Here is a 21,731-nt window from a genome sequence, read left to right on the forward strand (position 1 = left end):
ACTCAACCCCATAGTTAAAATGACGTTACAAATTAGACTCTACAAATTATTACTCATAACGGGAGCGATACTTTGTTTCGGCGTTGCAGGATACGCCGTGTATTTACCCTTTATTGGAATGGCTGGTCCAATTCATACGCGTTTATTTGCATTACCAAAATTGTTTTTATACATGCATATTGTAGCGGGTGCTTTAGCACTGGCATTAATACCCATACAATTTTTTCTTATAAAGCAATATAAGTACTGGCATAGGAAAATAGGCAAGCTATATTCCGTTGCAGTCGTTATCTCTTGTACAGGTGCTTACTATTTGGCATGGAATGCCTATGGAGGATTATCGAGTACAGTTGCGTTAAGTACACTGGCAACTTTGTGGTGGTTTGTTACATTTAAAGCAGTATTTCACGCCCTAAATGGCGATATTCAACAACATAAAAAATGGATTATTCGTAGCACAGCCCTAACCGCTTCAGCCATTACATTACGATTATTATCCCCTATTCTGTATTCGTTTTTCGACTTGTATACCGCGCAACAAATTATCTATTGGAGTTGTTGGCCAATTAACTTGTTGTTGGCTGAGATATACCTTTGGAAACTAAATCTAAACATACCTTATTCCAAATAAGCACAATAACCGAAGCGCTTATGTTTGAACTCATAAGAGACATCGAGCTATTGTTGATGCATTAAAAAATCTATTTAACAAGGAACAGACTCAACATGAAATTAGAATCCTTAGCTTTACATCACGGTTACACCTCAGAAGAAACCACTAAAGCGGCAGCTGTACCTATTTACCAAACAACTTCATATACATTTGACAACACTCAGCACGGCGCAGACCTGTTTGACTTAAAAGTGCCGGGTAATATCTATACTCGGATCATGAACCCAACCACAGCAGTACTAGAAGAGCGCATCGCGGCAATGGAGGGAGGTATAGCGGCATTAGCCGTAGCGTCAGGTATGGCAGCTATCACCTATGCGATTCAATGTATTTGTACTGTGGGAGACAATATTGTCAGCACAAGTCAGCTATATGGAGGCACATACAATTTATTTGCACACGCGCTACCCAATCAAGGCATTGAAGCACGCATGATTGCTGCTGACGATTATGACGCCTTCGAAGCAGCCATTGATGAAAATACCAAAGCGATCTTCTGTGAATCTATTGGTAACCCCGCAGGTAATGTTGTCGATTTGCAGAAGCTAGCGGAGATTGGTGCTAAACACGGTGTGCCGTTAATAGTTGATAACACTGTCGCTACCCCCTTTTTATGTCGTCCAATTGAAAAGGGCGCGGCCATTGTTATTCACTCATTAACCAAATACATTGGCGGCCATGGCACATCTATCGGAGGTGTAATTATTGACTCTGGTAAGTTTGATTGGGTTGCCAACAAAGCACGTTTCCCAGTATTGAACCAACCAGATCCGTCCTATCACGGCGTAGTGTATACAGAAGCGCTAGGGCCAGCAGCTTATATTGGACGTTGTCGGGTTGCTCCTTTACGTAACACTGGCGCAGCTATCTCACCCACTAATTCCTTTAATATTTTAATGGGCTTGGAAACACTAGGTTTACGAATGGAGCGTCATTGTGAAAACGCCGAAAAACTCGCAGCTTATTTAAGCAATCACGAGAAAGTCAGTTGGGTTAATTACGCAGCGCTACCAGACAGTCCTTACCAAGCCACTTGCCAGAAAATCACCAATGGCAAAGCATCAGGTATTTTAAGTTTTGGTATCAAAACAAGTGCAGATTCATCTAGTAAAGAGGCTGGCGGTCAGTTTATCGATGCCCTACAAATGATCCTAAGACTCGTTAACATAGGTGATGCTAAATCGTTGGCCTGTCATCCTGCTTCTACAACGCATAGGCAACTTAACCCAGAAGAACTTGCCAAAGCCGGTGTGAGCGAAGATCTTGTTAGAATATCTGTGGGTATCGAAAATATTGACGATATTATCGCCGATGTCAGTCAGGCACTTGATTCTGTAAAATAGCCAACAAGCCAAGGACTTAACAACGGGGTAATTTGCCCCGTTGTTGTGTAAAAAGTGAGTCTTTTTTATTATTTACGAACAACAAGATCACCTAGTTCAGCATTATGAATCCCTAGTATAGATAACTACTCTTCAATCAACCGCAATACTTCATACGCATATTGACCAAATATTCGTTTATTAGGTTTATGCAGCCACTCAAGTGCGTTTTTTATACAAACGCTTAATATTATGGTCACTATGTGTATCTAATATTTCATCTAATTTATTGCCAATTTTCGAGCAAGTTTTAATCTGTTCCAATTGTGGCCAAGTTGAGCGTTCCCCTTCAATGACCAATTCTTGGATTTCAGCAGAGGTTAGCTGTCCAAGTAACTTTTGAGGATCAACAAAGTTAAAGTTAGGAGCAATATTCACATCCCCTTTGTAATCTTGTGCCATCACCGAATAGAACATGTTCATGGCTTTACCCACTTCGGGGATTTTACGCAAATAACGACGACTAAACTTCTCACCACTTTTCAACATTTCATGGGTGGATAAGCGGATCACCTTTTTGGCCCCTTCAGACACAGGCATATACTGTTCGCCTTTCATTATTGCAAGTGCCAAGGGGTTAGCCTGACTCACAATATAATGATTAACACCATAAAGCCTAGCGAGCCTTTTGGCGGGTAAGTCGTCAGTGACCGCACCGTCTACCCAACGACGATCAGGTAAATGTGGCTGAGCCTCACCGTATACATTTTTCGCCATCAACATAACAGGGGGGTAAACCCCAGGTACTGCACAAGACGCCATAACTGCAGTGCGTATATAAACATTTGGCGAAGTAATGGCATTCATTAGTCTAGAAGACTGGTGTTCCTCAAAAGGAGCAATAGTGATGCTAATCATTCGCCCCGTTTTTTCATAGGCTTCCTGAAAAGTCATATCAGGAAGAATTGCCTCGAGCATTGTTTTTAAGGATGTTGAGTCAGATTGCTTACGGATCAGACTTTTAGGACGGCTATCTATCTCAGCTTGTCGCGGGTCCAAGTCTTTGTTGCCATACAATACCGCTGGCAATTCATCGTCAGAATAGGTACCAAGAATCGCTGCAGACACCGCCCCCGCGCTTGATCCAGAAATAACAGTAGGTAACACTTTATGTTCAAATAAAGTCTTAATAACACCACGATGAAAATGCCCGAGGGAGCCAGCACCACTTAACATCAAAGCGGATCGCCCAAAACAATGACTTGCGCGTTCAAAAAAATCCAGTTTGTCTTCCTTGGTGATTTCACTGGATTCGGGAATAGTAGAGATATGCTCGAGAGCACTGACTATTTCATCAACGTACTCTTCAATAAGTTGTTTAGTGCCAAATTTAGCCTTTTGATAGAGGATTGATTTACCCATGCCTCCTTGATTACCATGAATACCTTCATTAAGAGCAAATAACAAACCAACGTCATCTTGCTGACGTCTGAACTCTTTAAGGGCATCTATTCTGGTACGAATGTTCACATAATCGTAACTCTTCGACTCCTCTTTGCTTTTCCATGCTGCAAACCCCGATTTAGCGTCATGCTCAAGAGCGGCACTTTTCCAATCAGCATAACAGTTGGCACTGCGCATTTTTCGCTCTAAGCGGTTAAGAGATAAACCAGAGGTGATAGACAACATAAAGTCAGACTTCCGCAACAAAAAACTATTTTGAACATTATAATCAAAAAAATAAGCGGAACCATCAAGATGACTGATATATAGATACAAGCCAAAATGAGTGGGAATGCTTATTTGTTAACAATGACTGGGGGTAAAATAGCTTAGAAGTTTTAATTTATGCTAATAATTAATAAATACAGCAAGATTTACAAGCGGAATTAATGACTAACACCTTAATCTGGTGGACCATAGGACTTCAAGGATTTGGTAGTCAAATAAAAGCTAAGTAAGAATCATTCGCTGATCTAATTTCAGTAAAAAGCCCCAAGTCAGGAGCTTCTTATGTGTCAAGGAAAATGTGGGCAGTTAGACTATGCCAGAACCGCCATGGGATGTTTGTGGGCGCTGTTTTTTTAAATTTTGACGATATTCGGCTTTTCGATAGGTTTGCAAAGGATTGATGGCACCGCCAGAACGTAATCTGGCCATGGCCAAAATTGGAGTTACGTCCAAATGAAATGCTGCTTTGAGTGTGTTACTGGCCATTAAGGCGTCGTTACTTTGTTGATAAGTATACAAGGCTTCACGATCGACCAGTTTGGCTTGAATAAATGAGCGTTGCACCGATTCGGCTGAGTTCATCAAACTTTCAATTGGGTCGGTAACGTTATGGGACTGATCCAGCATATAGGCAGGGTTAAACCCTTCCGCGCCTCGATATTCGGCATCAACCAGCTCGTTAAAAATTAAAAATTGCTGATAGGGATTAATTGAGCCGCTATCGAGATCATCATCGCCATATTTACTGTCGTTAAAATGGAAACCTGCCAGTTTTTTGAACTGGATCAAACGCGACACGATCATCTCAATATTCACGTTGGGTGCATGGTGGCCCAAATCCACTAATGATTTTGCTTTGTCACCCAATTCCATTGCACACAACACATTGGTGCCCCAATCCTGAATGACAGTCGAGTAAAATGCCGGTTCAAACATTTTATGTTCAATAAACATCTGCCAGTCGTTAGGCAAAGCATTGTAAATAATTTTTGTTGAATCCAGATAGCGTTCTAAAGCGCGGCTAAAATGCTGTTGCCCTGGATGGTTGCTGCCATCGCCGACCCATACGGTTAATGCTTTGCTACCCAGTGCCTTACCGTATTCAATGCAATCTAGATTATGCTGAATAGCTTGCTCGCGCGTTTTTTGCTCGGTGTGAGTCAGACTGCCAAACTTGTAGCTATGCTGGTGCTGTGCTTGGTCCTGAAAGGTATTGGAGTTAACAGCATCAAAATGCAATCCAAGTGTTTGGGCTTGTTCACGCAAAGCCGGCATATCATCAACCACATCCCAGGGAAAATGGGGGGATACTGCAGAGGTACATTGAACTAACCTATTAATCACCGCGCAGTCTTCGAGTTTTTCGTAAATATTGCGCGGTTCGGCCAGACCTGGAAAACGCGCAAATCGCGTTCCGCCTGTGCCCACGCCCCAACTTGGCAGTGCAATACAAAAGTCGCTGGCGTGTGCCACTATGTCTTCAATATCAATATTAAGTTGTGAAAATTTTTCACCTAAGTATTGGTAATCCAGTTGCAATTGTTTTTCGCATTGCTGGTTACAGTCATCAATAAAATCATGATTCAAAAGATTGTTCACTTTGATTCCTTCAAATAAATTAGCGTAAAAAGGCTTCGTGTAAGCCACCATCGACACTGATAATTTGGCCAGTGGTTTTACTGAGCTGGCCGGATATTAGTAGATAAGCCGCTTCGGCTTGATCTTCTGGGGTAATAGGCTGACGAGTTAAGGTTCGCTGGGCATAAAACTCTGCCAATTTAGTGCGTAAGTCATCGTCGTTGTCTTGTTGTGTAAAAGGGACGGCGTATTTTTTCAATGAAGCAATCACTCTGTCCCGGGGGAACATAGTGCTACCTTTAACGACAGTCGCTGGGGCAAGTCCATTAACGTTCACCAAAGGTGCCAATTCCACAGCCAATTCACGCACTAGATGATTGGCGGCGGATTTACTAGTGTCATAGGCCATCGACCCTTTTTTAGCGACAACCCCGTTGACGCTAGTGGTTAAAACCAAAGCACCGGGTAGCTTTTGTTTGCCCCACACTTTTGCAGCTTCGGTGGCAACGATATAGCCACCTTTTACATTGACTGAAAAGCTGACATCAAACATGTCATCATCATCCATACCATTTTGCCCGGGAGCTAAGAATACTCCAGCGGTGACTATGACCTTGTCTACACCACCGTAGGCCAATATAACCTGATCGAGCATGGCTTTTACGCTTTCACGCTTAGTAATATCAACCGATAAGCCGATAGCAGGACCACAACCGGAAATGTCTGTTCCTGCAACACCAACGCCAAGACCATACTTACTTTGCAATTCATCAGCGCTACGTTTAGCAGCATCGGCGCGTAGATCAGCACAAACCACGTGCGCCCCTTCTTTAGCTACTCTGTGAGCGGTGGCTTTACCAATACCATCACCGGAACCAATAATAATAACAACATCACGTGCTAGGGGTTTTTCCGCCGGCATTCTTTGTAACTTAGCTTCTTCCAATGCCCAATACTCAATATCAAAGGCTTCCTGAATTGGTAATGCGGTATACTCACTGACGGCTTCTGCACCGCGCATGACTTCAATCGCACAGTTATAAAATTCGGTAGTAACCCGGGATTCACTTTTATTTTTCCCCCAGCCAATTATACCCACGCCAGGTATGAGTACAACGGTTGGACTTGGGTCGCGCATAGGGGGCGAATCATGGTGTTTGCATTGATTGTAATAGGCAGTGTAATCAAGACGATACTGCTCCAGACCTTGCTCAAAAATGCTGATAAGGCTGTCTAGATCACCACTTTGTGGATCCCAATCTAGATACAATGGTTTGATTTTGGTGCGTAAAAAATGATCAGGACAAGAGGTACCTAATTCGGCCAGTCGCGGCGCATCAACACTATTTACAAAACCTAAAGTATTGTCATCCGTTTGCACAGTACCAATAAACTTGGCTTTGTTTGAAAGCAAACCTCTGGCGACCGGCAAAAATTGGGTTAACAATTCATTGCGTTCATTACAGCGCAAGCTTTGGTACTTGGCACCGCCAAAGGTGTTGTCGCCTTTGTCGTGTTTTTCAATAAATTGACTGGCTTTTTCGATAACCCAAAGTGAGGTTTCATAGCAGGCTTTGCTCTCTTCTTCCCAGTTTGTATGACCATGTTGACCAAGCAATATACCTTTAATATTCGGATTTTTGTCGTATACCTCGGCGCATAATTTTGCGGCTTCCCAGCCAGGACGCATCCACGGCACATAAGCTAACGCACCATCCCATACCTCTTGAGTCAAGCGTTCCTGATCTTTACAAGATGCAATCGAAATCACTGAATTCGGGTGTAAATGGTCGACATGCTTATTGTGGATCATCGAATGTAAGGGGGTATCGATAGATGAAGCCCGTGGATTTAAACAAAACACACAATGTGGAAAGAGGCCAACAACGGCATCTTCGCCACTGGACTTGTAACCGACCTCGGGCATTTTCTGATAAACCTTATCCAGCGCCTGCAATTTGTCTTCATATAAAGACGCAAAATTTTCCCGGGTTGCGGTACGCAGGTCACCACCTGAGCCTTTCACCCAAAGAACTTCGACCATTTCGCCAGTAAGCGGATCTTTCTCTTGTAATTTAGCTGAGGTATTGCCGCCACCAGTATTGGTGATGCGCTGATCCGATCCGAGTAGATTGGAACGATAAACTAAGTTATCCACTGGGCCGAGTTTATCGGCCACTTCATCAGACCATAAATAGTCTACGTGGCGAAATTCTTTTTTCGGATCCTGCATTATCTTTATCCCAACAGTAGCGAGGTTCAAATTAGCAACCAATTATAATCACAATACAATCATTATCAATCATTATATTGTCAATATCGAATGGTTATGCTCTAATTATGTCATATTATGTTAATATTTTGCGCATCTTGGATGATTGATTTAGTATTGAACAACCAAAATTTTCAAAGGCAATCATATGCATAAGTCACAACGTCATCATTTGATTCTGGATTTGCTCGATGAGCGACACCTGATTACAGTGCAAGAACTGACAGATGAGTTATCAGCTTCGGAGGCCACTATTCGCCGAGATTTGGTGGAGTTGGCTGAAGAACATAAATTGAAAAAAATTCATGGTGGTGCTGAGCGATTAGATCCCCATAAAAAACGTAAGCTTATGCATCTTGAAGGTAGTGCGTTTCTGGTAGACAAGGAACGCATGACTCGTGAGAAACAACTGATTGCGCGCAAGGCCGTTGAGCTATGTGAAGACGGTGAGTCCATTATCATCAATGGTGGCAGTTCGACCTATATGATGGCCGAATATTTGGCTAAACGGGAATTAAATATCTTGACCAACTCATTTCCATTAGCGCTGGAATTGCTCGAAACAAGCGACAATCGCATCACTCTACCGGGTGGCGAATTGTATCGTAAGCAAAAGTTAATTTTGAGTGCTTTTGAGCATGACACCATCAAACATTATCACGGAACCAAGATGTTTATGGGTACGCCAGGTATAGGCGACTATGGCGTGATGGAATCTGATCCGCTGTTAATCAGTGCCGAACAGAAACTGATGCGTCAAGTTGATCAACTAATAGTACTAGCGGATTCAAGCAAGCTGGGTAAGCGTTCCAATTTTATTCTGTGCCCTTTAGAAGAAGTTGATGTGTTAATTACGGATAGTGGTGTGGATGAAAAGTATCTACGTTTGTTCGCCGAACATGGTGTGCAGACAATCATTGTGGATGCTAACAAAAATTAGGGCCTGTTGACCGTTCGAACCTGGATATTGTTCATTGCTAGCATGCTCTAATAACAAAAAAATAATAACCATGAGGTGTAAGTAGTATGGGGAACCAAGAGTTTGAACGTACGCCGGTAACAGCGAACAGGTTACAACCTGCCCGTCATTTTGCCGCCAGCTATGCAGGTGAACATGTGGCCGGAACTGAGTTTGTTATTGGCGCGATGTTCGTCACATGGGGGGTCGGTACCAGTGATATCCTCATAGGATTATTACTGGGCAATTTATTGGCGGTGTTAACTTGGGCCTTAGTTTGCGCTCCCATTGCCGTTAATACTCGCTTAACCTTGTACGCTTATCTGGAGAAAATTGCCGGTCCCGGCACCATTAAACTCTACTCAGTGGTCAACGGTGCGTTGTTTTGCGTGCTGGCGGGGACCATGATTACCGTGTCTGCTTCGGCAGTGCGTATCTTGTTCGATATTCCTGTACAGGTAAATTGGTACCCTACTAGCCCGGGGTTTGTGGTAGTGGCATTAATTGTAGGTGCTGTGGTGGTTGCCATTGCAGCTAAAGGTTTCAAGCGGGTTGCTCAGTTTGCTGAAGTATGCGCTCCTTGGATGATTTTAATGTTTTTTGCTGGTGCATTAGCGTTGATGCCTTTGTTGGCCAGCATGACACCGGGTGTGGATTCAATTAGTAGTTTTTCCGACTTTAAAACAGTTGCCGATCAACATATCTGGATTGCCAGCGAAGGCGAATTAGGTTTTTGGCATGTAGCAGCATTTGCTTGGGTATGTAATTTTGCCATGCATGGCGGCTTGTCAGATATGACAGTATTGCGTTTTGCACGCCGAGCTAACTATGGCTATTTTTCTGCATTGGGTATGTTTATCGGTCATTTCGCCGCTTGGATTTGTGCCGGAGTAATGGGTGCCGGAGCGGCCATATTGCTGAAAACCTCGGTATCGGCACTGGATGCTGGTGAAGTGGCATTTCAGGCCCTAGGTGCGGCAGGTATTATTGCTGTCATTATTGCGGGTTGGACTACCTCCAATCCGACTATTTATCGTGCCGGATTAGCCTTTCAATCGTTAAACCCTAAATGGGACAGAGTCAAAGTCACTATAATCACTGGTGTGGTGACCACAATTATTGCCTGCTTCCCTTTTGTGTTTTCCAAGTTGATGGATTTTGTCAGCATTATGGGGCTCATTGTCGCACCAATAGGGGCAGTCATAGTGACAGAGCACTGGTTATTCCCTCGTTTTGGCCTAACCCGTTATTGGTCTAGTTATGCTCAGCAAAATTCCAATTGGGCTGCGATAATCGCCTGGGGTGGCGCTTTAATTGTTGCCATTGCAAGTTATGCTGTGGGTGTGCATCAATTTTTTCTAGTTATTCCTAGTTGGCTAGCCGCTACTGTGATTTATCTGTTATTGGCAAAAGTGTTGGGAGCTAACAAAGCCTATCCTAGCGAGCAAAAAGAGGAGGCAACACAACAACAGCAACGCGAATCTGCTGAAGTCGCCTTTTTAACAAGTCTAGATAGTGAATCGTCGACGTCTGACATAACCATCAAGCGCAGTTCTGCTAAATGGTTAAAATGGATAGCTTTGGCTTGTTTGTTATTGTGTATTGGCTTAGCCATCACTTGTACTCAAGGCACGATATCGTTACCAGTATTCCAGTCCCTATTGATCTGGCCCAGTTTGCTTTACTTTGTAACGGCAACGTTTTGCGCTATCGGCGAAGATAACCAAGAATCGCTTAAATCTACTGGTGTTGCGACAAGCCATGATTAATCAGGAAGAACACTGCCTCATTATTGATATTGGCAAAACTAACATTAAAACGGTGTTGCTAGATGATAAAGGCGACATCGTTTGTTCCGATAAGTTATCCAATATTACTCAGTGTAATAGTGACTATCCCTTTTTTGATATCCAACAGACATGGCAATGGCTACTGCAGAGTATCCGCAAAGCAAATGATATTGCACCAATTAAGGCTATCAACGTTAGTACGCATGGCGCTTGCGCCGTGTTATTGCAACAGAATGGCGAATTGGCTCTGCCAGTGTTGGATTACGAAACCCCGATTCCGGAAATTGTTAGTCAGGAATATGACAAAATCCGACCAAGTTTTAGCGAAACGTTTTCACCCAAGTTACCTGCAGGACTGAACTTAGGCCGACAGTTGTATTGGATGCAGCAACAATATCCGGCGGAGTTTGCCAACAGTGAAACCTTGTTAATGTACCCACAGTATTGGGTATGGCGCCTGACGGGTGAAGCCTATACCGAAGTATCTTCGTTAGGCTGCCATACGGATCTTTGGCTACCAGAAAAGCAGTGTTATTCACCATTAATAGATAGGTTAGCATTAACTGCAAAAATGCCACCTATTCAAGCGGCATTTGAAGTTGCTGGGCATCCGAAACAGGATGTCTGTAATACGACCAGTTTATCACCAGATTGTCGGGTATATACTGGTGCTCATGATTCCAATGCTGGATTTGCTCGCTATTTATACGCGATGCCAAAATCGGATATTACCGTAATTTCTACCGGCACATGGATTATATGCATGAGCGCAGCACAGGAATTGAAAAAACTCGATGAAAATCACGATACCTTAGCCAATGTAAGTGTCGTTGGACAATGTTTACCTTGTGCGCGTTTTATGGGAGGTAGAGAATTTGAAAAAATCTGCGAGTTAACCCGTACTGAAATTGATGCTGTATACAGTGCCGATGACTTGCAGACGGTTATCTATAATAAGGTGTTTGCGTTACCCAGTTTCAGCGCAATTGGTGGGCCATTTTTGGGTCATATGGGGCAACTTAATGCGATCCCTGCCAACGGCAAGGCTTTAGCAACGCTTTATCTAGCCTTAATGATTGATTATGAATTGGACTTGCTGGGGAGTAAGGGAGATCTTGTATTGGGCAGCTCTGCCACAAAAAATCCATTTCTTTGTTCATTGTTGGCGCAAATGCGTCCTCATCAGCAAGTGTTATTGTCAGGTGATGAGGCAACTACAATTAAAGGAGCATGGTGCCTCACGCGTTGGAACAGGCCTGTAGAAAAATCATTGCAGGAATTTGCTTTTGCCGAGGCTACCAATTTAAAAGGTTTAAAGGCTTATCGACAATGTTGGCGTGACAAAGTCAAAAAGCTCATCTTATAAGGCTTAGTCTCCCACGCCGCTAGTTAAGAAAATATCGAAAAATAGTCACAATTTACTTTTAAAACACAATCAAGCACCATTTTTATCATAACTAAACATTATTTCGAGTCCCCTCCTCCACCAAAACCAGATGACTGATTTTGAGCGATTTATAAAAACCCACAAAAATTAATCCTATAAATGGCGTTTTCAATGCTAAAAAAGGCACAACTTGTTAAATTAACTCGAAAAAATTTAACAATTTTGATTTATGTTTGACATATAATGCGCATTTGTGATTAAATTTTATCAAATGGAGTCTATTGCAATCACTTTGTGAAATTTTATTTGATTGCGAGTTGGATTCTTAATATCAGAAAGTACCCTTATAAGTACTAATTACATACAACACGAATCTAAAACATCAATGAGATACTTAAAATGAAAACAGCTAACGGAATACCAAAGAAAACTAAAGTTTGCTGTGCTGTTGCAGCACTGTTGAGTCCATTGTGGGGCGCCACCACCTTACAAGCACAAGACGCCTCACAACAACAAGAATCTAATAATGAAGTTGAGGTCATTGAGGTAAAAGGCATTTACAAACAAAGCTTGCAAAATGCATTGGAAAACAAACGAAATGCAGACTCTATTGTTGATGGTATTTCCGCGGACAGTATGGGTGCCTTTCCTGATTTGAACTTGGGTGAATCGTTACAACGCATAACGGGTGTGCAAATCAATCGTAGTAATTCTAACCCTAGCGATAGTCCACGGGATGCCAGTATCAATTTACGCGGATTGCCAGACGACTTCTCACGCACGCTTATCAATGGTTTACCCTTCGCTGATCCTGTCGATTACGGCGGAACTTCATTTGGCGCATTCCAATCGGATTTGTTTAGTGGTCTTGAAGTGGTCAAATCACCAACGGCGATTATGCCAGAAGGTGGGCTAAGTGGCATTATCAACCTCAAAACTGCACGTCCACTTGATTTAGCCGATGACTCAATGACACTCAGCGTTAAAGGAATATATGAAAGTTTAACTGAAGCGGTTTCCCCAGCAATGGCATTTTCTGCCAATAAACATTTCTTGGACGACAGGCTTGGTGTGTCAATTTCCCTTGTTTCCTCAAAAGATAATTATCGTCGTGATACAACTTTAGTGACCCGATATTCTGAATTACCCGATGGTGAAGGTGGTACGGTTACAATGGCCGATGGTGGTAAGGTTTACTATCCAGGCCAAATGCGTCAGATTGTGTCCAGTTATGACGGTAACAACCTTGGCCTATCAACCGCCATTCAGTATAAAATTAATGATAATACAGAAACCAATCTCTCCCTTTTGTATGCCGATAGAGATTTAGATCGCCCATTTGATTTATGGGTGGTATCAAACCAAGGTTCAACGACTCAAGTAGAAGCACTGTCCAGTCCTATATTTGCCGGAAACAATGCAGCAGGTAACCCTGAATATGTCGTCACAGACGTTAATCTGACTCACGTGGATGCTACTCAAGGGCCACGACCTGGCTCTATGAAAGATGATATGTTAAATGTCAATTGGGATCTTAAATGGAGCAAAGACGAGTGGACGGTTAAAGGTGCTCTAGGCCATTCAGAAGGCAGTAATATCACTAGAACAGTACAATATGACTATCGCTACGGCGGAGAAAATGGACTCATTGCCCAAATTTCTAGTGGAGGTGCGGACTGGAAGGGTTATTCGGTAGATATTACCAATGCCCAAGGTGCCAATTTTGAAGATGTGAATACCTTAGAGAATACCAGTGGTGACTATGTACTTAGTCCTCCCTACGTCTTGGAAGCGCCTTCAAATATCGGTGGCTACAATCGGCTTATCATTGCTGACACTGATACTGTAATTGAAACAGATATGGATGTTGCCAATATTCATATTGAACGCTATTTGGACATGGGAGCATTAAGTGGATTCGAACTAGGCTCTCTTTATACTTCCTCTACTGAAGACTCTTCTCGGCAGCGTCACACGGCTATTGGTTTGCAAAACCTTTCAACAGATTTCATCAATAATGACTTTGTAAATGACGTTCACTTTTTAGATGGCGCGGGTTTTATGGGCGGCAACGTTAATAGCTTAAATAACTGGACATCTTTAGATGGCAATCTTATCGCACAAAGATTACAACCTGTTGTTGTGCCTGACGGCTACATGCTTGGTACTGCTGGCTGGACAATCAATCCATATGACGGCGGTATGCTTAATGGTACTTATACTGCAGATACCGATATCTTTTCCTTGTATGGAAAACTGAATTTTGATGGATCATTTGGAGATATTCCTTACCGCGCGAATATAGGTGTTCGCTATGTTGATTCCAGTATTGAGCTGTTATCGATGCGCAATAATGAAGGTTCCATTGAATACGTAACGACCAACAATGATTACGACAATGTATTACCGTCAGCCAATATCACCTTAAATTTAACAGAAGATGTAATATTACGCGGAGCATACAGTAAAACTATTGTGCGACCGTTAAATCGTGATAATACACCGGCTCAGAGTATTTCTGTATCGACTGACACAACTGATCCAAACCCTATTAAAGCCACACTAGGAAGTAACAACTTAGAGCCCTATAGCGCTAACTCATATGATTTATCACTTGAATGGTACAATCGCCCAGGAGGAGCAGTAACCGTCGCATTGTTTAAGAAAGATATAGAAGGATTCATTGCATCAACAACCTTGTGTCCTAATGATGGTGGCGATTTACCATTTGGCAATTTAACCGGGGCTGGCGTAACTAATAGTGAGGGTGTCTTTGATTGTTTCACTAGCGAAGGGCAAGGCATTATTGTTACTCAAGCCAGAAATACGCCTGATACCATTGCAATTACAGGTCTTGAATTCTCCATTCAGCAAAACCTAGATTTTCTACCCGGTTTTTGGAGTGGATTCGGTGGATTATTTAATTACACCATAATCGATATTGATGGTGAAATAAATGGCAATGAAGCAGCGCTAACAGGTGTTTCAGAGAAAAATTATAATGCTGTCGCGTTTTATGAAAATGATGATTTTTCGGTGCGTTTAGCTTATAACTGGCGGGATGAATATCAGCTTGCTGCTGGTGGTACCTTCTCCGGTGCAGCACGTTCTGTTGATGCTAGGGGGCAGCTAGATTCTTCGGCATCGTACAATATCAATGAAAACTTAGTCTTGAGTTTCGAGGCGTTCAATTTGACAGATGAACCATTGATTGAGTTTGAAGGTAACTTAAATCGTCAACGTCGAGTAGATTATGATGGCAAAACCTTTATAGTCGGAGCTCGTTATAACTTTTAATATTCCCTAGCAGCGTTTAGATGCCAGTGGCCATAAGCTACTGGCATTTTTATGTTATTCAAACTGAAATACTTTACTGTTTGAGCCAAGTAGTAAATTCACTAACTCAACAATTCCATTTAGATAAAAGCATTTAAGAAGAACTAATTATGAAAAATCGAAATGTATTATTTTCTGTCGCAATATCACTTTTTTGTGGCATACAGAGCAGTCAAGCCTCAACTATGCCGTCGGGCTTAACCATTGAATACATTCGCGATACTAATAATGTCGAAATAGCAGATCCGCGTCCAGAGTTTAGTTGGCATGTGCCACAGCAAGCGGTTAATCAAAGCGCTTACCAGCTATTGGTGGCCTCAAGTAAACAGAACATTGAAGAAAATATTGGTGATATTTGGGATAGTCACAAAGTCAATTCATCTTCGAGTATCAACATCGAACATGATGGCGTCGCGTTAAGCAAAAATTCACGCTATTTTTGGAAAGTAAGGATATGGGACAAGTTGAACCAACCCAGCAACTATTCGCAGATCCAATCTTTCAAAACCGGTAGTTTTGACGGCTACCTCTCTACAGCCAATAGCATCGAAACCGAGCAAATTCGTCCTCAACATTTTACCCAATTGTCCAGTGGACATTACCTTATTGATTTTGGTAAAGATGCATTTGGTACATTAGAGCTAACCTACCACGCAACCTCAAAAGAAACGCTGATCATCCATGTAGGCGAAAAACTTAAACAAGGTCGGGTAGACACTAACCCTGGCGGTACCATTCGTTATCAGAAAGTGAAATTAAGGGTTACCCCAAAACAAACGCACTATATTTTGCAACTGCCCGCTGACGAGCGAAACACCAATGAACACGGCGTACCAGTCCCTAACTCAGCCGGAGTAATCATCCCCTTTCGTTATGCGGAAATTGAAAATGCCAAGCAAAACATTACCGCTAAAAATGTGACCCAACGGGCGATATTCCATTATTTTGAAGATGACCAAAGTCTATTTAGCAGTTCCGATGCAGTGCTTAATGCAGTTTGGGATATCAGCAAATACAGTATGAAAGCCACATCAACATTTGGCGTTTACGTGGATGGCGACAGAGAGCGTATTCCTTATGAAGCCGATGCCTACATTAATCAGCTAAGCCATTATAACGTTGACGCTGAGTATGCAATGGGCAAACAAACCATTGAATACTTTATGCAAAACCCAACCTGGCCAACTGAGTGGTTGTTACATACCGCTTTGATTATCTATCAGGATTATTACCATAGCGGTGATACCGAACTTATCGCTGCTTACTATGATAAGTTAAAACATAAAACCCTGATTGAACTTAGCCGTGCCGACGGTTTAATTACCTCCGAATCCCCATTGGTAACCGATCAATTTATGCAAAAGCTTGGATTTAAAGATCCAACCAGAAGATTAAAAGACATTGTCGATTGGCCTCCCGGTCAGAAAGACACTAAGTGGCAATTGGCCACCGAAGCGGGTGAGCGGGATGGTTACGACCTCGTGCCAGTCAATACAGTGGTGAACAGTTTTTTCTATCAGAATATGCTGATTATGGCCGAGTTGGCAACGGTTCTGGGCAAAAATGACGATGCAAAACAATTCAGCCAATTAGCCAATCAAGTCAAACAATCCGTTAACGAAAAACTATTTGATAAAACCAGAGGGGTTTATCTAGATGGTGAAGGTTCGACTCATGCTTCGCTACACGCCAATATGATGCCTCTGGCATTTGGCATGGTGCCTGAAGAATATATTCCTAGTGTAGTGGCATTTATCAAGTCACGGGGAATGGCCTGCAGTGTCTACGGCGCCCAGTACTTATTAGAAGGCTTATATAAAGCCGGAGAAGGGCAATACGGCTTAGATCTGATGCGGGCGACACATGATCGCAGTTGGTACAATATGATTAAAGTGGGCTCTACCATCACTATGGAAGCCTGGGATATGAAATATAAACCCAATTCAGATTGGAACCATGCTTGGGGAGCCGCACCGGCTAACATCGTTGGGCGTTACCTTTGGGGGATACAACCAAAAACCCCAGGCTTTACCAACATTATCATTCGACCACAGATGGCTGACCTAAAGCACAGTGAGATTGTAGTGCCGACTTTGTCAGGAAAAATAAGCGGAAGCTATCAACTTCAAGCATCAGGTAGCCAAAAATTTTCATTCATAATTCCTGCCAATACCACTGCGGAATTTATCTTCAATGAGTTAAGTAAACGCAGCATTACTTTAAACGATGAAAAAGTTAAAGGGAAAAATGCTATAATATTGCTTCCAGGAGCCAACGAAATTTTTATAGATTAAAGAGTTCAGATCCTATGCCGGTGTCAAATAATTTCACCGGCATAGAACTCACTTTAAACATTTTACCCAAACGTCATTGTCTCAGTGCGATGACCTTGGGCGGTCTTTGAGCTGCTGGAATTATAAACCAACTAGATTGTGCAAATGTGAAATGGCAAGTTTTACGCACTATTTTTCACTGTCATATAAAATTTTGAAATTTTGGTCAACGCCAATCATTTGTGTTGGTGTAATTTCATCAGGTACAAATGGCAACCCAATGGAACTTGCAGCATCTTGCAACATCATAAATTCAACTTTTCTCAATGCAACTGAGCAGGCATTAAAGTCTTTTCGGTGATTGCTAAAGCGTTCTGGTTTGCCAAGATAGACGATAAGAAGTGCCATAGGTTTTCCATCAATATCACTCTTGCGTCTGAAATTCAGACGCTCATAAAACGGGCCTCTACATTCGACGAGCGTGCCGTCGCGACTCAAGAAATCATAGGTTTTATTCGATTTATTATGACGCCTTCCAAATTTTGCCATATCTATCATTTGCGATAACTGTTGCTTCTTATCATCCAGTGACAAGGGTAGTTTTGGGATCGGCTTTCGAATCGGAATCCCCCTATCCTCTCGTATAAAGGTTGGTACACCACATTTACTCTCTAAAATGCCGTTCTTAACCAGACTTTTTTATTCATTTTCCACAGCCTTATAGAGGGAATATTTAGACTCAACAGTCCCCTTATTTGTGCGGCATCGATACACTGAACCTTCGTCCTTATTAAACCTTAGCAATTCATAATTGTAGTGCTGTAGTTTTGTCCATTCATACATCGCAATGGAATAACTAAACTTTGGTGTTTCTTGCATAAATTCTGGCGACACAAACGCAACACTTAACATATTCCCGTTTCGCGACATACTGTTGAACCACTTGCCATTTGGTATCACCGGTAGATCAGCATAAGAATAGGACACTTGAAAGTCTCTACCGAAGGGGTCGATCAGTTTAGAATCGTCTATCAAAGGCTTCTGAGATTCCAGACAAGAAGTAAGCAAAAACGTAGCAGCTATAGGTAAAATTTTTACTGTGTCTTTTAAATTTAGCATGATGATTCCATTGCGTTAAGCTGAACCTAAATATTAATAAAGAGCCACCTAAATTACCCTGCGGGTATTTTATCGACAATAATACTCCAACTTAATCTCTTCAATAGTGGTTGAATTTACTAAGCTTGGATTAACGATCTGACATGTAGCCTAGATTTGCACTGATAGAGGGGCATGCGTTATGTATTATAGAAATCTTCAATTATTTGGCTGTTATTAGAACCGTCAAATTAGGTTTGCCTTGACTCAAAAAGATCTAACGTTAACTTTAGGCAATGGCAATTTACATTTAAGTTAGCGTTGATGCTAATCTTTTCAATCGAATTGAGGGAATGGTGTGGTATCTAGACTTAACAGCAGTGAACAAGAAAAGATAGCGTTGGAGCATCAGGCTGCAAAATTATTTATGCGTTGGTATGAGCAACAAACAGGTAAACCAATTCGCCACCTTTGGCATAATCGCCCTACCAAACCCGATGTATCTTGTCGTTTTGAAGGTGAACGCCTAGATTTAGAAGTGGCACACCTATATGGCAGTGAACAAGAAGCCATGCAAATATTACAGCGGGAACTAAGCGATAAAACCCGTCAAGAACTACAGGAACTAGAAAAGAACACCGCCCCTGAATCACGATTGTTAACTGCCCTAAATCGTATTTTATTTAATAAATCGTTAAAGCAATATAAAACGAAACGCGTTTGGCTAGTGATCCGTAATGCTCACCCTGCTTGGAGTAAAACACAGATCCAAGCTCTGCAACATTGCATCACTGTGCCCTCTTCTCACCCTTTTGAAGAAATTTGGATAGTAGGTGACTGGGAAGGCAAAAGTGGCATAGTACAGCTCTACCCATAAAGTGGATATTAATCGCCGCTGCCACTTGCTCTTTATTAAGTGAAAATAACTCGTGTTGCTATTAATAAAAGTGGATGATTTTTGATTCGATGCAAAGTTAACCAGCTGCTAGGAATTAACAGACTTTTGTTATCACCTCAATCAACGCCTGCATATCATCTTCATCATTGTAAATATGCGGCGAAATACGGATCCCTAAACTTCGCACATCTACTGCAATATCTGCTGTTTTTAAGGCTTTCAGTACCGCGTCTTGGGCATCTGCAAACTGCAATATTGCGGTACCACTGCATTTATTGCCCTCTTTAGGTGACACCATTTGTGTGCCAAACGCTTTATGCAACATGGCTAAAAGCTTTAAATTATGCTGTCTGGCCAGACCTTGAGGTAGTTGATTCGCATAGTTGATACTATGGGCTGCCAAGATAAATGGCGCCACTGAGGGCGTTCCTCCCCAAAAGCGCAATGCTCCGTGATGGTAGCGAAAATGATGAATATCAAATTCAAAGGGATCCTCATGGGAAAACCATCCTACATCTTTTGGCTCACAATCTGCTATTTGATTGGGGTGTACCCATAAATAGGCCGCGCCAGGACCAGAACACAACCATTTTACCGATGAACCTATCATAAAGTCGGCGGCGGTTTTCGAAAGATCTAGAGGGACAACCCCCGCTGATTGCGCTACATCCACTAGAGTTAAAATGCCTTGCTGTTTAGCCTTTGCCACTATGGATTTTACAGGCGCCTGTTGCCCTGAATTTGAATATACTTGGCTAATAAACACTAAATCTAGGTCTTCCTTTAAATAGCTGTTCCACACATCTACACAACTGATATCTAACTGTTTAGGAATAAAAACAATCTCACATTCAGGTAATGCATGACGCAATGCAAACCCCATACTTGGAAAATCCAATTCACTCATCAACAACTTTGCCGATGGTTTAGTTAATCTAGGAAGTGACATTACCAACTTACACAGCGCACTGGATAAATTCACTTGCGGACAAAAGTTTTCTGGCCGATGGTTAAAGAGCTGTCCCAATGCGGACTGAAAGCTTGAAATACTTCCTAGCCAATGTTGCCAAGGCTCAGTACTTTGGTGTTCCCATGGACTAAAAAATGCCTTGCTAAAAGCCTGTTGCGCACTTTTTAACGGACGTCCCACCGAGTGACTTAACAAATAACTGCCTTTTTCAGGCAGGCAGAAGTCGTCCTTAACGTTTTGAGTCGCTAAATCAACTGTCATTTAAGGCTAGCCTTAAGTCTATTAAGATCATCAAAACGGGTCAGAATATCACTGCGTTGATTTGCCATACGTTTATCTTTGAGTTTTTCTAATCCACTTAGCAAAGATGCCAATGGAGGACCACTTGCAGTGACGGAATTTAAGTGAGTTTGCGAAAGATCACTGGATGGCTCAGTAATATACTTATTAACCAATTGTTCATGGTGCTGATTCGCGGTTTCACCGTGCAAGGCACAAGCTAGTAGGAATTGCTCTAAATTAGACTGATACCAGTGGTGATCGGCAAAGTTTTTAGCATTAAGAAAGTCGTTCATTATGCTTTCTCGTCGCATACAGTCCCGCAATAAAGATTGATCTTCAGGCATCATGTAAAGAAACTTATCAACTAAAAGTTGAGAATAATTAGGATCATTGGCCATACACAGACCTAACTGCATATCGATAACATTGATCCCAGCAAAATCGCCGGCATTGGCGCCTCGAAAAATCTGAGAGCCAACTCGATAAGGTTTATAGTAAGGTCGCACGCAATAGAAAAAACGCGTGGCATCTAAACGTTCAAACAAGATTGCATTCGAATCTATTACTTCTTGTAATGCCTTTTGACATGCCACCAGCAAATCGAAACAAATTGGATGAGAGATCCCCAAGGGCTGGATTTTTAACAGCGCATCAGCGGCGCGTTTATAGGCCAATATCCCTCGGGTATTATAATCCACAAAAAGCTTTTCATCTTCTAAACTGGTAAAGCGTTTATAAATACCATTTTGAGCGCTGTTGTGGGTGGTCAAATGGGCTGTTGCAAAACGTGGTGTCACTCCTATTGAGGCACCAATATGCATGGCTAGTGCAGATGCCTCAACCAAAGGCGAGTGAGTCTCGCGACTCGGTTCGGTAATTTCGTGTCTACGACACGCTGCCATATACAGGCCTACATTACCTAAAAGATCAAAAGCACTGTCGAATCCCTGATCGGTATTACCCTCAGCCAATAGCTCTATTATTAATTCGCGCCCTTGCCGCTGCAGCGCCTCTTTAATGTCATCACCCAAACCTGCAACATTAGACTTGTCTTCTTGCTGGAAATACAAGGCTTCCAAATCATCATTAAGTTGCACAAAATCGCTACGGATCCAGCTATCGAAAGCCAGTGTTTTTGGCGTCAGTAATTTCATGTTTTCCCA

The 21,731-nt window shown here is 42.2% G+C and carries 15 protein-coding genes; 8 read left to right on the forward strand and 7 right to left on the reverse strand.

The features are described from left to right. The first annotated feature begins 19 nt into the window (after positions 1–19). Positions 20–631 (forward strand): DUF2306 domain-containing protein, encoded by a 612-nt coding sequence (locus AAC000_RS21775; RefSeq protein WP_339725863.1) that lies wholly within the window; start codon positions 20–22, stop codon positions 629–631. Positions 632–726: 95 nt separating this feature from the next. Further along, the gene (locus AAC000_RS21780; RefSeq protein ID WP_339725864.1) at positions 727–2,016 is read left to right on the forward strand and encodes an aminotransferase class I/II-fold pyridoxal phosphate-dependent enzyme; all 1,290 of its coding nucleotides are present in this window, start codon (positions 727–729) and stop codon (positions 2,014–2,016) included. A gap of 198 nt (positions 2,017–2,214) precedes the next feature. On the opposite strand, the gene AAC000_RS21785 is transcribed toward AAC000_RS21780, so the two are convergent. From AAC000_RS21785 to AAC000_RS21795, 3 genes are all read right to left on the reverse strand, one after another. Next, positions 2,215–3,684, reverse strand: a complete 1,470-nt coding sequence (locus AAC000_RS21785; protein ID WP_339725866.1) for a DUF3336 domain-containing protein — start codon at positions 3,682–3,684, stop codon at positions 2,215–2,217. 348 nt (positions 3,685–4,032) lie between these two features. Continuing rightward, a complete protein-coding gene (gene rhaI / locus AAC000_RS21790) occupies positions 4,033–5,325 on the reverse strand; it encodes an L-rhamnose catabolism isomerase (RefSeq protein ID WP_339725868.1) in 1,293 nt (430 codons plus the stop codon). Between the two features lie 19 nt (positions 5,326–5,344). Beyond that, positions 5,345–7,537: a bifunctional rhamnulose-1-phosphate aldolase/short-chain dehydrogenase gene (locus AAC000_RS21795; protein WP_339725870.1), complete on the reverse strand. Its 2,193-nt coding sequence runs from the start codon at positions 7,535–7,537 to the stop codon at positions 5,345–5,347. 187 nt (positions 7,538–7,724) lie between these two features. On the opposite strand from AAC000_RS21795, the gene AAC000_RS21800 reads away from it, so the two are divergent. From AAC000_RS21800 to AAC000_RS21820, 5 genes are all read left to right on the forward strand, one after another. Further along, positions 7,725–8,516 (forward strand): DeoR/GlpR family DNA-binding transcription regulator, encoded by a 792-nt coding sequence (locus AAC000_RS21800; RefSeq protein WP_339725871.1) that lies wholly within the window; start codon positions 7,725–7,727, stop codon positions 8,514–8,516. A gap of 86 nt (positions 8,517–8,602) precedes the next feature. Then, positions 8,603–10,303, forward strand: a complete 1,701-nt coding sequence (locus AAC000_RS21805; RefSeq protein WP_339725873.1) for a nucleoside transporter — start codon at positions 8,603–8,605, stop codon at positions 10,301–10,303. Further along, positions 10,296–11,690 (forward strand): FGGY family carbohydrate kinase, encoded by a 1,395-nt coding sequence (locus AAC000_RS21810; protein ID WP_339725874.1) that lies wholly within the window; start codon positions 10,296–10,298, stop codon positions 11,688–11,690. Before AAC000_RS21805 ends, AAC000_RS21810 begins: the two co-directional genes overlap by 8 nt. 420 nt (positions 11,691–12,110) lie before the next feature. Next, a complete protein-coding gene (locus AAC000_RS21815) occupies positions 12,111–15,008 on the forward strand; it encodes a TonB-dependent receptor (protein ID WP_339725875.1) in 2,898 nt (965 codons plus the stop codon). Between the two features lie 149 nt (positions 15,009–15,157). Next, positions 15,158–17,341 (forward strand): family 78 glycoside hydrolase catalytic domain, encoded by a 2,184-nt coding sequence (locus tag AAC000_RS21820; RefSeq protein WP_339725877.1) that lies wholly within the window; start codon positions 15,158–15,160, stop codon positions 17,339–17,341. A 168-nt stretch (positions 17,342–17,509) separates the two neighbouring features. On the opposite strand, the gene AAC000_RS21825 is transcribed toward AAC000_RS21820, so the two are convergent. Then, complete coding sequence (locus AAC000_RS21825) at positions 17,510–17,914, reverse strand: hypothetical protein (RefSeq protein WP_339725879.1); 405 nt, start codon at positions 17,912–17,914, stop codon at positions 17,510–17,512. 105 nt (positions 17,915–18,019) lie between these two features. Next, positions 18,020–18,439, reverse strand: a complete 420-nt coding sequence (locus tag AAC000_RS21830; protein WP_339725880.1) for a hypothetical protein — start codon at positions 18,437–18,439, stop codon at positions 18,020–18,022. A gap of 337 nt (positions 18,440–18,776) precedes the next feature. Between AAC000_RS21830 and AAC000_RS21835 the strand changes: the two genes are divergently transcribed. Beyond that, positions 18,777–19,295, forward strand: coding sequence for a hypothetical protein (locus tag AAC000_RS21835; RefSeq protein ID WP_339725882.1), 519 nt, complete (start codon positions 18,777–18,779; stop codon positions 19,293–19,295). Between the two features lie 115 nt (positions 19,296–19,410). On the opposite strand, the gene AAC000_RS21840 is transcribed toward AAC000_RS21835, so the two are convergent. Together AAC000_RS21840 and AAC000_RS21845 are read right to left on the reverse strand one after the other, a co-directional pair. Next, positions 19,411–20,547, reverse strand: a complete 1,137-nt coding sequence (locus AAC000_RS21840; RefSeq protein ID WP_339725884.1) for an aminotransferase class V-fold PLP-dependent enzyme — start codon at positions 20,545–20,547, stop codon at positions 19,411–19,413. Then, on the reverse strand, positions 20,544–21,722 hold the full coding sequence (locus AAC000_RS21845; RefSeq protein WP_339725886.1) for a monodechloroaminopyrrolnitrin synthase PrnB family protein: 1,179 nt from the start codon (positions 21,720–21,722) through the stop codon (positions 20,544–20,546). Before AAC000_RS21845 ends, AAC000_RS21840 begins: the two co-directional genes overlap by 4 nt. Between the last annotated feature and the right edge of the window lie 9 nt (positions 21,723–21,731).

The organism is uncultured Paraglaciecola sp. (assembly GCF_963977085.1).
GTDB lineage: Bacteria > Pseudomonadota > Gammaproteobacteria > Enterobacterales > Alteromonadaceae > Paraglaciecola.

Coding starts and splice junctions, on each gene's coding strand:
- AAC000_RS21775 (WP_339725863.1), top strand. CDS start 20: ATGACGTTACAAATTAGACTCTACAAATTATTACTCATAACGGGAGCG.
- AAC000_RS21780 (WP_339725864.1), top strand. CDS start 727: ATGAAATTAGAATCCTTAGCTTTACATCACGGTTACACCTCAGAAGAA.
- AAC000_RS21785 (WP_339725866.1), bottom strand. CDS start 3,684: ATGTTGTCTATCACCTCTGGTTTATCTCTTAACCGCTTAGAGCGAAAA.
- AAC000_RS21795 (WP_339725870.1), bottom strand. CDS start 7,537: ATGCAGGATCCGAAAAAAGAATTTCGCCACGTAGACTATTTATGGTCT.
- AAC000_RS21800 (WP_339725871.1), top strand. CDS start 7,725: ATGCATAAGTCACAACGTCATCATTTGATTCTGGATTTGCTCGATGAG.
- AAC000_RS21805 (WP_339725873.1), top strand. CDS start 8,603: ATGGGGAACCAAGAGTTTGAACGTACGCCGGTAACAGCGAACAGGTTA.
- AAC000_RS21810 (WP_339725874.1), top strand. CDS start 10,296: ATGATTAATCAGGAAGAACACTGCCTCATTATTGATATTGGCAAAACT.
- AAC000_RS21815 (WP_339725875.1), top strand. CDS start 12,111: ATGAAAACAGCTAACGGAATACCAAAGAAAACTAAAGTTTGCTGTGCT.
- AAC000_RS21820 (WP_339725877.1), top strand. CDS start 15,158: ATGAAAAATCGAAATGTATTATTTTCTGTCGCAATATCACTTTTTTGT.
- AAC000_RS21830 (WP_339725880.1), bottom strand. CDS start 18,439: ATGCTAAATTTAAAAGACACAGTAAAAATTTTACCTATAGCTGCTACG.
- AAC000_RS21840 (WP_339725884.1), bottom strand. CDS start 20,547: ATGACAGTTGATTTAGCGACTCAAAACGTTAAGGACGACTTCTGCCTG.
- AAC000_RS21845 (WP_339725886.1), bottom strand. CDS start 21,722: ATGAAATTACTGACGCCAAAAACACTGGCTTTCGATAGCTGGATCCGT.